The organism is Gottfriedia acidiceleris (assembly GCF_036421055.1).
GTDB classification, from domain to species: domain Bacteria; phylum Bacillota; class Bacilli; order Bacillales; family Bacillaceae_G; genus Gottfriedia; species Gottfriedia acidiceleris_C.
On sequence record NZ_JAZGQS010000005.1, the window covers coordinates 215,008 to 230,167 of the forward strand.

General features: G+C 30.9%; 12 protein-coding genes. 1 reads left to right on the forward strand and 11 read right to left on the reverse strand.

The window, feature by feature from the left end; translation table 11 throughout:
* Nucleotides 1–291: 291 nt before the first annotated feature.
* Nucleotides 292–858 (reverse strand): GNAT family protein, encoded by a 567-nt coding sequence (locus tag RAH41_RS10010; protein WP_331222239.1) that lies wholly within the window; start codon nucleotides 856–858, stop codon nucleotides 292–294.
* Between the two features lie 171 nt (nucleotides 859–1,029).
* Between RAH41_RS10010 and RAH41_RS10015 the strand changes: the two genes are divergently transcribed.
* A complete protein-coding gene (locus RAH41_RS10015) occupies nucleotides 1,030–1,821 on the forward strand; it encodes a formate/nitrite transporter family protein (protein WP_331222240.1) in 792 nt (263 codons plus the stop codon).
* Between the two features lie 110 nt (nucleotides 1,822–1,931).
* Here RAH41_RS10015 and RAH41_RS10020 read toward each other — a convergent pair whose 3' ends face one another.
* From RAH41_RS10020 to azlC, 10 genes are all read right to left on the reverse strand, one after another.
* A complete protein-coding gene (locus RAH41_RS10020; RefSeq protein WP_331222241.1) occupies nucleotides 1,932–2,954 on the reverse strand; it encodes an NADH:flavin oxidoreductase/NADH oxidase in 1,023 nt (340 codons plus the stop codon).
* Nucleotides 2,955–3,117: 163 nt separating this feature from the next.
* Nucleotides 3,118–4,752, reverse strand: a complete 1,635-nt coding sequence (locus RAH41_RS10025; RefSeq protein ID WP_331222242.1) for a hypothetical protein — start codon at nucleotides 4,750–4,752, stop codon at nucleotides 3,118–3,120.
* Between the two features lie 2 nt (nucleotides 4,753–4,754).
* On the reverse strand, nucleotides 4,755–5,513 hold the full coding sequence (locus RAH41_RS10030; RefSeq protein WP_331222244.1) for an ABC transporter ATP-binding protein: 759 nt from the start codon (nucleotides 5,511–5,513) through the stop codon (nucleotides 4,755–4,757).
* Nucleotides 5,514–5,752: 239 nt separating this feature from the next.
* Nucleotides 5,753–7,870 carry a HelD family protein gene (locus RAH41_RS10035; protein WP_331222246.1) on the reverse strand — a complete coding sequence of 706 codons (2,118 nt, stop codon included), beginning with the start codon at nucleotides 7,868–7,870 and terminating at the stop codon, nucleotides 5,753–5,755.
* Nucleotides 7,871–8,215: 345 nt separating this feature from the next.
* Nucleotides 8,216–9,334, reverse strand: coding sequence for a Ger(x)C family spore germination protein (locus RAH41_RS10040; protein WP_331222247.1), 1,119 nt, complete (start codon nucleotides 9,332–9,334; stop codon nucleotides 8,216–8,218).
* A gap of 7 nt (nucleotides 9,335–9,341) precedes the next feature.
* Nucleotides 9,342–10,427, reverse strand: a complete 1,086-nt coding sequence (locus tag RAH41_RS10045) for a GerAB/ArcD/ProY family transporter (protein ID WP_331222248.1) — start codon at nucleotides 10,425–10,427, stop codon at nucleotides 9,342–9,344.
* Between the two features lie 23 nt (nucleotides 10,428–10,450).
* Nucleotides 10,451–11,908, reverse strand: coding sequence for a spore germination protein (locus RAH41_RS10050; RefSeq protein WP_331222249.1), 1,458 nt, complete (start codon nucleotides 11,906–11,908; stop codon nucleotides 10,451–10,453).
* Nucleotides 11,909–12,144: 236 nt separating this feature from the next.
* On the reverse strand, nucleotides 12,145–13,893 hold the full coding sequence (locus tag RAH41_RS10055; protein WP_419471585.1) for an adenine deaminase C-terminal domain-containing protein: 1,749 nt from the start codon (nucleotides 13,891–13,893) through the stop codon (nucleotides 12,145–12,147).
* Between the two features lie 10 nt (nucleotides 13,894–13,903).
* Complete coding sequence (locus RAH41_RS10060; protein WP_331222252.1) at nucleotides 13,904–14,245, reverse strand: branched-chain amino acid transporter permease; 342 nt, start codon at nucleotides 14,243–14,245, stop codon at nucleotides 13,904–13,906.
* A complete protein-coding gene (gene azlC, locus RAH41_RS10065; protein ID WP_419471586.1) occupies nucleotides 14,242–14,952 on the reverse strand; it encodes an azaleucine resistance protein AzlC in 711 nt (236 codons plus the stop codon). Before azlC ends, RAH41_RS10060 begins: the two co-directional genes overlap by 4 nt.
* Nucleotides 14,953–15,160: the final 208 nt, after the last annotated feature.

Here is a 15,160-nt window from a genome sequence, read left to right on the forward strand (position 1 = left end):
CTCCTTTTTTTTTCACCATAGTTTTTACTTTGAGCATCTTACACTTGAATCGAAATATTACTTCGATTATTTAATAGAAAGAGTATATAAACTCCCTATCTTATTAATTAGCTAAAATATGCCAATTTTCCTTTATTTTTATTATTAAAATTTTAAGAAAAATAAAAAATTACGTCGAAATACATCTAATTCCTTTCAAACTAACGTAAAATAGAATTTTTTATTAAAAATTTCCATAAAAAAATAGATAAACAGTAAACTGTCTATCTTAAATCAATTAAACTATTTATATTAGTAAAAACTTTGTGCAGCCTTTTCTGCAAATTCTTCTTCTAAGATTGCTAAACAAACATGATCATACCACTGATCTCTAATTTTTAAGTTTTTTCGATAATATCCTTCCTTCACAAATCCAACTTTCTCAAGGACGCGTAAAGATCCTACGTTTTCTGGATTAACCTCTGAAGTTACTCGGTGGAACTTCAAATCTTCAAAAGCAATTTTCAAAGCAAGTTTCAAAGCTTTCGTCATATATCCATGGCCATTAAATTTTTCCCCAATATGGTAACCAACCATACAACTTTGTTTAGGTCCTCGTGTTACGAAAATGAACTGTACTTCCCCTATTAAAGTTATCTCATTTTCTTCTTTAACAAAGATTGCAAAATCATATCTACTATCTTCAGCACTTTTTTCCATAAACTCTTTAATGCTATTCATTTGTCCTTCAACTGTGTAGAAGTCTTCTTTCCTTAACGTAGGAGACCATTTTTCAAAATGTTCTTTATTTTCAACATGTAATTGTAACTTAGCCTCTGCATCCTCATATGTATATGGGCGTACTATGACTTCTTTCAAATTATCCCCTCCAATAAACTTTTCTATTTCTACTATTCGTGATCCATAAACTCTTTTGAAAAAGGAAGATTTAATGATAAGAAAAATTTTTAATAATTAAATTTTAACATAAAATTTTACAAAAATGCTATTTCTTAAACATTTATGGACACATTAAAAAGGGGTGATTCTATGGAAGTAAAACCGCTATTAGAAGTGGAAAAGTTAGCCTTAAAAAAACAAAAAATATTTGAACAAAGCCATCTCCGCTACTTATTAAGAAGTATGCTTGCGAGTATGTTTATTGGATTCGGTGTTATGGTAGCGTTCAAAACAGGGAACGGGTTTTTCTTAGTAAATTCTCCTGTTGCTTACCCAAGCGCGGCAATAACATTTGGAGCAGCAATTGTGTTGATTTGGTATGGTGGTGCAGATCTCTTTACTGGCAATACATTTTATTACACTTATGCAGCATTGCGAAATAAAATGAAATGGCCTAAAGTTTTTGAGCTCTTGATATATAGTTATGTAGGGAATGTTTTAGGAGCCTGTCTTTTTGCTATTATCATTTATACTACTGGACTTTTTGATACTCCTGACTCTAGCGCATTTCTTTTATCAGTTGTCGAACATAAGATTGATAATTCTATCTTTCATTTATTCGCAAGGGGTATCTTGTGTAATTGGCTCGTGTGTCTTGCCTTTTTCATACCAATGTCTTTTGGTGAAACTGAAAATCTAACAAAAATTACTGCGATGATTTTATTTGTTTTTTGTTTCTTTATGTCCGGTTACGAGCATAGTATTGCCAATATGTGCTCATTTGCAATTGCACTTGTAATTGATCATCCTAACACTATTACTATTTCAGGTATTATGCGAAATCTACTACCTGTAACAATTGGAAATCTTATTGGTGGAGAATTTATGATGGCAATTATGTACTATTTTGCTAATAAACCATTTTTTGATGATGTAAATTAAAAAATAAGGTCTATTAACGATCTAAATTTCGAACTAACTTTGTCCACATATTTATAGCTTGATTAAAAAAGTACGCTGAAGAATCAGCGTACTTTTCTAATATTTTATACTTAATATGCTCTCTCGTAGGGTTTTGGCGTCAAAGGTTTCCCATCAAGAAGGATTGAAGCTTCATTTGCCCAATAAGGATTACTTAGCATCCCACGACCTACAGCGATTAAATCCGCTTCTTGATTGCCAAGTACAGATTCTGCAAGATTTGCATCATCTAATCTCCCAACTGCAATGACAGGGATTTCTACTTCTTTCTTTATTTGTTCAGCCAATTTGACTTGATATCCAGGATGAGATCCAGGTCTACCTCCTGAACCGATTGGACCTTCACCACCAGATGAAATATGGAAGATATCAACACCTGCATCTCGGAATGCTTTAGCCATTTCGACAGAATAATCTAGTCCATAGCCTCCATCCACGTATTCTAATGCAGAAATTCGCATAATAAGTGGCATGTCAGCTGGCATTACACTTTTAGCTGCTTTAATGACTTCTTTTCCAAATAAAAATTTATCCTGCCCATATTCATCTGTTCTTTGATTTGTATAAGCAGATGCAAATTGATGAATGAGATAACCATGTGCACCATGAAGCTCAATCGTATCTACTCCTGCAAGAACCGCTCGCTCTACACCTTTTTTGAAATTTTCAACCATTTCTTTAACTTCTAAAGTTGTTAGCTCATGTGGGGTTTTTGATTTCTCATTAAAAGCGTTTGGTGAAGAGGACACTGGAATTGGTGCATCTTCGGCTTTACGTCCTGCATGGGCAATCTGAATCGCAACTTTTGCACCATATTTATGGCATTCATTGATAATACGCTTAAATGCAGGAATATGATCATCACTCCAAATTCCTAGACAATAATCTGAAATACGACCTCGATCTTCAACATTTGTCATTTCAATAATGATTAAACCAGTACCTCCAATTGCACGACTAGTATAGTGAACGAAATGCCAATCTGTTGGAATCCCATCTTTTAAATGGACCGAATATTGACACATAGGTGGCATTACAACACGATTTTTTAATTCTAATCCTTTGTATTTGAATGGATTAAATAAATTAGACATAGTCATCGTCCTCTCACAAACTTTTTATTTAAGCTACAATCCCATATTATCCCAATCAATTAAAAAGTTCTATTTAATTGCTCAATCACTATTTTATCTTACCCAAGTAATAAAATAGAAAAAGTAGAAAGCATTTCGCCCTCTACTTTTAGTAATAATCGTTTCAAAAATTCCAAATCGTGTTATAAGCACGTTTCCAAGAAAAGTAAGTTACAATCATTATCAAAACTAAATAAATCATTACACCGAATGGAATAAATGTTATCCCCCAATGAATTAATGCCAAAATCCCCCCTAATACTAAGGCAATCATTATTTTTATACCGGAATTTTGCGTGGCATCCTCAAATGACTCTGAAAATGGCAGCGAACCTTTAAGATAATTTGAACAAATAACTGTATATAAAATTGAACTTATAAAAACGACTAATAGATCAGGAATTATTTTCATACCAAATATTCCTATAAAAATTAAACTTAAAATAAAATAGACAGGAAAATATAGATTTACGATAAATACTTTTAAAGTTGCACTATATAATGGTGCGAGGTTTGACACAGGCGCTGTTTTATAAATCCAGGCTCCTTTATATTTTCCAGAATATTTTAGCATTGCGATTGCATTCGGAATGATTAAGCAAGACGAATAAATCGTTAAATAACTTTTACCTAAAACGATATGATGATAAGAAGACATTTGTAATTGATTGAATAGAAAAACGAATGGGAGAACGAGTGATAATCCCAATGATGGATAAACCTTTAGACGGAATTCTCTCTCGTTTCGCATCATATTATCTGCAAATCTAAAAAATACCTTTTCTTCATTATTACTACAAAAAACTCTAGATAGCCAATTCTTCCACTTACTGTCTTTTTTTCTATTCATGCCACTATTATTTGATAATTTTTGAAGATTTTTCTCAAAGGATGGGATCATTAGACTATATAACATGATCACAAAAATTGGAATGATTAGTGCTAAAATAGAAAATCCAATAAGATATGTACTTGTGTTATGATTTAAAATCAACTCAAAGGGAGCACCAAACCAAATAGGGGGAATAAGAAAATGATACCAAGTTGGCGAAAATGACATATCTAAATTTACAAAGCTAAACGCTCTACCAACAAGTTGATAACCTATAGCGATCGAAATTGATAGACCGATTTGAACGTAATTGATAATATCTTTTAACTTTTCACCATCAAAAAATCTTAAAATAAAATAATAGATAATTGACGTTAAGACAACTATAAATAAATTGACAAGCAGAAGCTCTACAATCACCAAAATTAAGAATAAAAAACCGTGTTTAAATGTCCCGACAATTACCGGTAATGCTGTAATAGATGTAGTTATTAATAAAAGATAGATTGAAATATGTACCATTTTTGCAGCAGTAATCGTCTTTTTTCCAATCGGTTTTGTGTGAAGTATCCCCTTATCTTTCACATCAAGTAAGACATTTGAAAAATCCGAGATCATTGAAGTCATGATGAGGAACATAATAATGCCAAAAAAAGCACTCATTTCATAGACATAACTTTTTCCAAATAGAACTAATGGAATGAGCATTAGACTCAATAAAGCATACATTCCTAATGATTTTGAGATTCCATTTTCTTCGTCTTTCTTTGCTTTTTTGTTGTTTTGATTAAAAATGGTCGGTGTCCTACGACTATCCATTGTTAATTTAACTGCTAAAATCTTTCGCATGATTGGATATTCAACACCAAATAGCTCAAATAGTGGTCGAAAAAAATCTAAGACTTTTAACATAGGGAAATCCTTCATAGTTATCCCCCTTTAACAATGGTTACAAATTCCTCAGCTAAAGCTTGATGTTCATTAAACCCGGTAAGCTGATTGAAAATCTGTTCCAATGACCCTTTTTCATTTTGCTCCTTTAATTCTTTAAAACTACCATCAGCAACGATTTTACCATCATTGATTAAAATAATACGATTACTTATTTTCTCTACTACATCCATAATATGTGATGAATAAAAAATCGTTTTTCCATTAGCAGCTAAAATGTCTAGAATCTCTTTAAATACCATTACACTATTTGCATCAAGCCCACTAAGTGGCTCATCCAAAAATAAAAGGTCAGGATTATGTATTAAACTAGAAATGATTAGGACTTTTTGCCTCATCCCCTTAGAAAAAGAAGCGATTCGCGAAAAGTAAACTTCCCCCAAACCAAATACCTTCATTAACTTCTTTGCCTTCTCATCAGCTTCATCAAAATCCATTCCATATAACTCGCCAACGAATGTTAAATATTCTCTAGCTGTAAGATTATCGTATAGTTCAGCAATTTCTGGAACATACCCAATTTTTTTCTTATATTCAACATTCTGATCTGAAATTTCTTTTCCAAAAATCTCAACATTCCCAGAGTAATTTCCTTCTATTCCTAATAAAATTTTTATAGTTGTGCTTTTACCTGCTCCATTTGGTCCAATATAACCAATAATTTGTCCTCGTTGTACAGTTAAATCAATTCCTTTTAAAACCGATTTTCCCCCATAGTCCTTTTTTAAATCCTTCAAGCACAATACGACTTCGTGTTTTGTCTCGATGCTAATCACCTACTTTTTATTTAATACTTAAATAGTAATAGACTACTAATCTTGTTGAAATGAGTAAGATTTACCATATTTTAGGAATTTTTTTGACAGTTTTATTTAGTTCAGAGTGTTAGAAAGTTCATTCGAGCCAATTTAAAAAAGCATCGATTTCTAAAATCGATGCTTTTTGTATATTTTGTATTAAATAATTAGCATTGTATTTAATCGATCTGAAGTGATGAATTTCCAATCAGTGGAGATTTGTTTCCAGAATATAATACGGTCAAATTGTGAAGTGCTCGAGTACATCCAACATATAGTAACTTAGCGTCTTGTTTCGTTTCTTCATAATGTATGTCATCTACATCGACAAGTAGTACAGCATCAAATTCAAGTCCTTTAGAAAGATATACCGGTATTACTGAAATTCCACCTTCATATTTTCTCTGTTTTGAATGAATAAAGGATACTTCTTCACCAGCTGCAGATAATTCACTATGTAAAATTCCACACTCGTCCTCAGTACGGCCAATAATTGCAATTGTATCCATTTTATCCTTTTTTAATTGAAGAATGGAATTAATGATTACTTGAATCCGGTTTGTATGATCTACTTTTTGTATTTTAACTTCTTCTCCACTACGAAATACCGGATTTGCTATGCTAACAGGTATATCAGCTTTTTTTATAATCTCATTCGCAAAATGAATGATTTCCATTGTGGAACGATAGCTTCTATTTAACTCATAATAGGTTACTTCTTTTTCATTGAATACCTCTAAAAATTCATCCCAAGTATTAATTCCTTGATACTCGTGAATGGCTTGGGATAAATCGCCGAGAATGGTGAATGAATTTCTAAGCGTCATCTTCTGTAATAATGCAATTTGGAAAGGTGAAAAATCCTGCGCTTCGTCTACTATTACATGATGAAACTTTTGCTTTGCCTCAATTCCATAAAGACGATTGTGAATGTAGACTAACGGAGCCAAATCCTCCTGATCCATCTCTTTCTTTTTACAATTTAAAGATGTAGATTTAATAATATCTGCTGGTATTTCGTCTACAATAGAAGCATCCTTTGTTGTAGTGAATAGAGATTTATAAAAAGAAAGTGCAGTATGCTTTGGCCATTGTTTCATATAAGAATTTAAATATTGAGTTGCTTTTTTCTTTTTCTCCTTTCTTCTGTTCGCTTCTTCTATAACCTTTAGCTCATTATCTATCCATTTCTTAAGCCTTGCAACAATACGTTCTCTCCGTTTAGCAAGTGGATAATGTTTATATTCAATACTAAACCAATGTTTAAGTGTTTCTTTATCAATCATTCTGTTTTTCCATGGTTTAAAATCATTTTCAGGAACTGCGGAAGCTTCATACATATCCATGTACCGATCAATATATGACATAAAATGAGTTGAGCCTTTCCATTTACCTGGACTAGTATGATTGACTTCAAGGCGGTTAGCACCAATTGCGAACCATTTGTTTAAGTTTTCTGATGAATCCTTTAGTTTTACTTCATGATCAAGCGTATTTAAAGCCCAATCATAAAATGTTGTCTGTTGAATGCCACCTACACCTAATTCTGGAAGAACGTTTGAAATATAATCTAGAAACATATTATTAGGGGCAAAAATAATCATTTTATCTGCCTTTAATGTTTCACGGTATTGGTAAATCAGAAATGCAAGTCGATGAAGAGCAACAGTTGTTTTACCGCTTCCTGCTACTCCTTGAATGATTAATGGTGTATTTTTGGATGAACGAATAATATCATTTTGTTCTGATTGAATAGTAGATACAATATCCTTCAAGCGATTATCTTTATTTTCACTTAATCGATATAAAAGAAAATCATCAGTAGTGGATACATCTTGTTCGCCTTTTACATATGTATCTACAACGCGTTGGAGATTTTTTTTGCGGATTACTATATTTCGTTTTAAATAGATTATACCTTCGATAATACCTTCGGGAGATTCATAATAAGCAAAATCATCTCCTCCTGTAAAAGAATAAAACATACTTGCAATTGGAGCACGCCAATCAATTATCAATGGATTTTCCGTAGCCTGTTCTGATATTCCTACTTTTCCTATGTAAACTGGTACCGAATCTTTATGCTCCTCTTGAAAATCCATTCGACCAAAATAAGGTTCATTTTTAGCTAAACGTAGATTCCTTCGATTTGTTTCTCGAATTCCTTCTAGTACTTGTTCAGTTACATCACTTCCAGTGTAAACGGGAATCCCTTCTAGCTTCGTTAGCTGCCGTTCCATTTCAGATAAAATGGTTTTTAGATACTGTCGTTCTTCTTTAAATTGTTGTGAAGTCATTTCTTCTACCCCCTTTATATAAATAAATAGCCGAATTTTCAGACGGAAAGCTATTGTATCAAGATTTTAATAATAAAGTAAAGACATTATTATTAAAAAATTATTTTTGATAATGGTTAAGCTTTTCTTGTTATATCAAATAAATTAAATATTATTACGATATTGAACTAGAAAAATGACTGTAGCTGAACAAATGAAAAAAAGAAACTATAATAAATTCAATAACAATTTAAAATTAAAAAAGATGAAAACTGCACAATACAGAATTCATCTTTCCATTAATCTTTCATTAAGTGATTTTCACTTGTTTTATTGTTTTGTTTATTTTGTGAAATTATATATCTTTTACATAGTTGTCCCTTTATCTACCAAAATAATTTTTACGTTTATATTAATTTTTGATTGTTGGTATGCACTAACCCAATCATCTTCTACTTTTTTCCATTCATGGTATTTAAATGACCTTGCGAATTGACCAAGACCAATAGGATCCAACTTTTCTTTTTGTAGTGATTTAATTAAATGATAAAGTTCTTTTTGTAATTCATGCTCAATTTCCTTTTTCAACTTTCCTTGTGATTCATCATTTAATAATATTGGGGATTCTGTTATTGATACAGGTAATTTAAGGTTTATATCAAATTGGTATTTTCCATCTTTATATTTCTTTTTTACATTCCTTTTTATATCCCTAACATAAAAACTGATTTTATCATTAGGGATGGTATTATTATTTTTGTTTTCTTGCTTATCCTTTAACCACATACTTATTTGTCCTGTATTTCTATCCGCTAATATTTTTATTAGCAATGTTTCTTTTAATGATAGGGACCTACTATATTGATTTTGATTGTTTAATAAAGTAGTACCACTTATTTCTAAAATATCATCCTTTAAAGTTAATTCAGGTGCAAAAGGTGTAATACCTTTTTCTGAATTCAAAGAGTAAAAATTTCGTAATGTAGTTCTTACTGAGACATTTCTAAAATTTGCTGTTTTTATTAACTGTGGAATAAATACTGATAATCTTGGCTTATTTTTCGGACTAAAATCAAAAACATCTGAAACAGAACCGTTAATAACTAATATATCAGCATTAAGACGCATTTTTGGATCTCGGTAAAATACATCTAATAAAGAAAACCAGTCTTTACGTTCAATTATTTTTCTACCGATTAATATAGCCTGCAACTTACCACCTGCTGTAATACCAGTTGCTTTTGCATCAAAAAAATCTCTAGCTTCTTTGAAAGATAAACTTTTCACTTTAAATTGTTCATTTTTTTCTTTCGCATCTTTACTAAAAACAGGGCTTGACATATAAATAGTAACATTCCCTTGCTCGTCTAAATCAATTCCATATAAAAGCGCCATAGTAATGTCTTCAATATTAACTTTATCATTACAACCTGTTAATCCCATTAATATCATCACACTTAATAAACAATGAGCAATTTTTTTCACTTTGATGTCACCCGAAATTTTTTTTATTTATTATTCCACCTATCCATAACAATATAGGTAGGCCTAAAATAACAATGAGCCCCAAATTAGAAAAAGTTTTCACTTGAAGATCAAAGAATTTAAAGGTTGGTATGAAAAAAAATGAACTAATTGTAATTAAACTAAAAATAGTCATTACAAAAAGCGGAAATCGTTTTATTTTAAATAACTCATAAAGTCCGTCCATACCTACCCAAAAATAGGTAACCCATGTTTTTGAAATTACCATAAATAGTAAGGATAATAAAATTACATCCATTCTCTCTAAAAATTGAAATTCGATAATACTTAAAATATCAATAACAGGTGCAAAAATAGTTAATATCTCATATGGATTATAATTTAAAAAACAAATTATTGTTACAAATAAATAGGTAAACGAACTCATCACATTTGCTATAATAACTCCCTTCATTGCTTTTTCCTTTTTATTTAAAAGTGGATAGATTACAAATATGATTTCGATTCCTAAAAATGACACAGTCGTTGATGGAACAGATTTTATAATAGGCATCCAACCTTCTTTCAAAATTGGAATTAAATTTTTAAAGTTTGGAGTTTTTAATGTCAGAAATAACATAAGTAAGAAAAATATAACAAATGGAAATATTGTTTCCATATATTTCGCAATTAAATGAATACCTCCAGTTACTAATTGAAAAGACGGAACCAAAAATAAGAACAATATAATATAAGCACTGGTATGTTGAAGTAAATAAGATTGAACAAATAATACAGATAGCATTAAAACTAAAGATGCACCATATAAGAAATAGAGTGAGATTAAAAAAAGCATTATTTTTCCAACTATTTTTCCTAAATAAAAAGTAATAAATGAAGAAAAATTTTTGTCTGGAACTTTTTGACATAATTTTATATATAAAGTACTTAAAATTGTTGAAATTAAACCTCCAATTAAGATCGAAATCCAACTGTCTACACCTGATTTTTCAGCTAATTCACGTGGTAGCGATAACATTCCAATACCTATTTGAACACCAAAAATAATAAGAACAAATTGGTAATATGTAATGTTCAATTTAGTGATATTCATTCATAATCACATCCAATATTCACTTAATCCTTTTTAATAGTTTTATTTTGATTTTTCCAAAGATAGTTTAAAGGAATTCGTATAAATGTATCCTTTAGTTGACTAAAAATAATTGGTGATAGGGGTGAAGAATATGCTGTATTGAAACTCTTTAATGATAGTACGTGAACAGTTAAGATCATTGTACTAATAACAAGTCCAAAAATGCCAAATAATGACGCCATCACCATTATAGGAAATCTTAAGATACGTAAACTTGATGCCATTTCATATTTTGGAATAATAAACGAAGAAATAGCTGTTAATGCAACTACAATAACCATAATGTTACTTACAATACCTGCTTGAACTGCAGCTTGTCCAATTACAATCCCCCCTACTACCCCTACTGTTGTACTAATTGGCGCTGGTAACCTAATACCAGCTTCTCTAAGCATTTCTAATGTAATTTCCATAATAATTGCTTCAAATAGAGGGTCAAAAGGGACCTGTGCACGTGATTCACCAATTGAAAAAAGTAATTTTAAAGGTACAACTTCAAAGTTAAACGAAACAATTGCAATATAAATTCCAGGTAAATAGAGCGTAATAAAGAAAGCTACAACTCTTAGAATTCGATTAAATGTAGCTACTAAAGATCTAGAAGAATAATCATCAATACTTGTAAAAAATGATATGAACTCAGAAGGTAAAATAATGACTTCAGATGAACGATCTAATATTAGAACAACTTTTCCTTTTAATATTGCTGAAGCCGCTTCATCTGGCCTTTCAGTAGTTAATATTTGTGGAAATGGTGAGAATTGATTTCTCTCCATTAATTGAGCCAATTGATTTGCATTCAGTACAGAATCTACTTTTATTTCTGAAATTTTCTTTTCAATAGATAAAAGTAAATTATTTTGAACCACAGTATCTAAATAAGCAATTGACACAATGCTTCGATTCTCATTTCCAATTTCTGTTTGCTTTGTTCGAAAATCTCGATTTTGAATAAATCTACGGAGCAATGCAATGTTATCTTGATACGTTTCAACAAAAGATATTCTTGAACCCTTCAGCGAATTATCGATAGTAGGTGGCATGAATGTCCTACGAGGAGGATTCTCTGTAGATAAAATAAAGGCAGATGAGACCCCGTCTAAAAATAAAATGCTCTTACCATCTAAAATAGATTTTTCAATTTTAGCAATTCGAATCGTACTTTCCATATTATTATTTATGAATAACTCGAAATCTTTTTTTTTCGAAATAATATTATTAATAAATGAATCAATTTTTTGCTCATTTACTAGACCAGATAAATAAATTAAAAGTGCAGGCTTTTCTTCAATCATTAGAATTTTTTTTACAAGGTCAGCAGTAGGAAAGATTGATTCGATAATTTCTAAATTTTCATTAATATTTCCTTTGGGATTTATTGTGAAATGATGGATATTTTTTTTCTTATTTTTTTCGTTTCTTTCATTTAAATGATCCACTTATATTTCATCCCTTCCATAAAAACTAAGAACTCTTATAGATTATTCATCCTACCATTTCTGCTCTAAAATTATCTTGATTAGTATGCGCTTCTTTGTTTCTTTTCATTATTATGAGTTTAAATAAAGCAAATAAAAAAGCAGGAATCAGATTAATGTTCGGATTCATGCCTAAGATACAGCTTTATATTTTATACTTTTTGTTAAGATTTACATTTTTTCAAATCCTAATTCTCTTAATGTACAGTTTGCCTTTTTGTTGGAGAAACTAGAATTTCTTTATTTTTCACATCATATAATCCAATTGGAGTTAATCGTACAAATGGTAAATGGGTTGCAGAAAAGAATAATAGCGTAAAAGCAGGATCGTCATATTTATATCCCTTTTCTTTAAGCAATTTAATCATTTTTTTCTCAATTTGGATTAAACTATCCATTTCTAAATCAGACATACTACCTTTTAAAGGTAAAGATACTTCATGAACAATTTTGTCCTCCTCAACAAGTACCATGCCACCACCTATTTCTTTCATTCTTTCAAAAGCTTTCAACATATCTGATTTTCTTTTCCCTAAGATTAAAATGTCACCAGTACCAGAATAAGAACTTGCAAATCCACCCATATGCCTAGCAAATCCTTTCACTATGGTGTTTAATCTCCAAGAACCATCTCTTCCAACCATCAAAAGAAAACATTCATCATGTTCGTATGATAATTCATCACATTCTACATCAATCGTACTTTCATATGGTTTTGTAATAACATTATTTATCAAGTTTATACCATATGAACTTGATAAATTCAGATCCTCTTTTTGTAAAGTCCACTTTAAATCTAGTTTAGAAAATTGATATTTCTCCCAATCGATCGGCAAATATTGATTGATAAGGTTTTCGTTTTTCTTGATCCATTTACCTTTTGCTAAAACACTTATAGGCGTTGGGTTTTCTTTACTTTCTAGTAGATTAATATTTGCAATTCTTCCTGTGGCAATTGAACCATGTAAATGCTCCATATTATAATAGCGAGCTACATTATAACTTGCCATATTATAAGCTTCAATTAAAGGAATTTCGTGACGGATTGCTATTTTTATTAATTCATCAGTCATTCCTTTTTCATAAAAATAAGGATGTGAACCGTCAGTCGTAAAGAAAAAACGATCAAATTTTTGAATGCCGAGCTCTTTCATTTCCTTTAAAAGCACTCCTAAATCAGGCCGTATCGAAGAATGTCTTAATGAAACCATATAGCCCTGCATTAAACGCGAAAGTACTTCTTTTCCTGTCATTGCTTCATGATCACAATCTGCACCAAATAACATTAATTTAGCTAAAGTGCGTTCTGAAGCTCCAGGAAAATGCCCTTCTACTTTTTTATTTAGCTTCTTCGTTTCCTGTATCCAGGTAAGCATTTGATTGTCCCCATTCAGTAGCTTTGGCCAAGCAGTTAGTTCTCCACCTTGTAAAACTAATTCATTTTCGAGCCAAGACATAACATCTTTCGAATGAAAAAGCTCATCATTATTCGGGAATTCAGATTGTGCGTCGAAACGGCACCACCAATACATGCTTGATGGGATATTTTTAAAATCATTCAATAATTCAAAAGCAACTTGACTAGGCAATTCTAAAAATAATTTTAGATTATCATTTATTAATGTTGTTGTACCAAATTGTCCAGCATGCTTTGCTAAAGTTAGAGGATTATAGAGTTGATAGGGATGAGCATGAGGTTCGATATAACCCGGCACTAAATATTGTCCTTCACAATCTACCACTTCAATTTCATCCAAGTTTTCCGGAAGAGCTTCTCCAACATAAACTATTCGATCCCCATAAACCCAAATATTCGCCTGTAACCATTGATTCAAATATGAATTTAAATACGTTGCATTTTTTAAAATGATATGCGGATTAATTACTCCATCAAGAACATTTACTTGGTTTCTAATTTGTTCATTATTCCATCTATAATTTTTCATCATTTCACTCCTACTTTGTTAAAAAAACTAATTGCACAAGAACCATATAAACAATCGTACCTCCCGCTATCGAAAGAAGCATCATTCTCTTCCATAAATGGAGAATGGCAACAATAAATACTGAAATAAACTCTGGAATACCGTGAGTATCGGTAAGTATATTTACATTTTTAAAACAATAGATAACCAATAGTCCAATTACCGCAGACGGTAGGACTTTACCTAAATACTGTACATATTTCGGTGTAGCTTTCCCAGGTGGAAAAATGATAAATGGAAGAAATCTTGTAAACATTGTACCTAAAACAACCATTGATACTGTGATAACTTGCTGTGTAATATTCATCGTCATACTGATACCTCGACTTTCTTAGTTGGTTTTCTAAGTACACTAAGAGTAACGAGAATTGAAAGCATCGCAGGAATAATGAAATGATCTCCACCAAAAATAATTAGACAAATAGTAGAAAGACTAACCCCTGTTATTGCACTAATGTGTTTTGTCTCTTTTTTCCACTGCTCAATGAATATTACTACAAAAAGAGCAGTCATTACGAATTCAAGCCCGTCAGTATTAAATTTTACAAGTGATCCAAAAATCCCACCAATTGCTGCTCCTATTACCCAATACAAATGATTAAGGAATGTAACAAAAAACATAAATAAACTCTTATCCACATTTTCTGGTATATCAGCTGTATAATTTATTGAAAAAGTCTCATCACATAGACCAAAAATTAGATAGATTTTTTTCTTTCCAGTGCCTTTATATTTATCTAACATTGAGATTCCATAAAACAAATGTCGCGCGTTCACCATTATAGTTAGTAAAAGTGCGTTAATGGGATTAAAACCCATCAGTAATAAGTTTGCTGCAATAAATTCAATGGATCCAGCAAAAATTGTTAACCCCATCAAAATCGGATAAATGGCACTGAATCCTAAAGAGTTCATAAAAATCCCATATGCTATCCCTAAAAATAAAAATCCTGCAAAAATGGGTATCGTGTGTGGAAAAGCAAAGCGAAATGCCATCCAAAGTTTGTTTCCCTTTTTCATAACTTCACATCCTGTATCGTTAAATTTATTATAATTTACCATACAGAATCCATACAAAAAATGAAATAATTGTATGGATTACAATTTTCTAAAAATTAAATCAAATACAGTTAAAGTATATTTACCGACTTTCTACTCAATTGTGAATCGATTTGTATTTTTTGATTTCCATACAAAAATGCTATAATTGTATGGAATTAAACAGTTG

Coding starts and splice junctions, on each gene's coding strand:
- RAH41_RS10015 (WP_331222240.1), top strand. CDS start 1,030: ATGGAAGTAAAACCGCTATTAGAAGTGGAAAAGTTAGCCTTAAAAAAA.
- RAH41_RS10020 (WP_331222241.1), bottom strand. CDS start 2,954: ATGTCTAATTTATTTAATCCATTCAAATACAAAGGATTAGAATTAAAA.
- RAH41_RS10025 (WP_331222242.1), bottom strand. CDS start 4,752: ATGAAGGATTTCCCTATGTTAAAAGTCTTAGATTTTTTTCGACCACTA.
- RAH41_RS10035 (WP_331222246.1), bottom strand. CDS start 7,870: ATGACTTCACAACAATTTAAAGAAGAACGACAGTATCTAAAAACCATT.
- RAH41_RS10045 (WP_331222248.1), bottom strand. CDS start 10,427: ATGAATATCACTAAATTGAACATTACATATTACCAATTTGTTCTTATT.
- RAH41_RS10055 (WP_419471585.1), bottom strand. CDS start 13,893: ATGAAAAATTATAGATGGAATAATGAACAAATTAGAAACCAAGTAAAT.
- RAH41_RS10060 (WP_331222252.1), bottom strand. CDS start 14,245: ATGACGATGAATATTACACAGCAAGTTATCACAGTATCAATGGTTGTT.
- azlC (WP_419471586.1), bottom strand. CDS start 14,952: ATGAAAAAGGGAAACAAACTTTGGATGGCATTTCGCTTTGCTTTTCCA.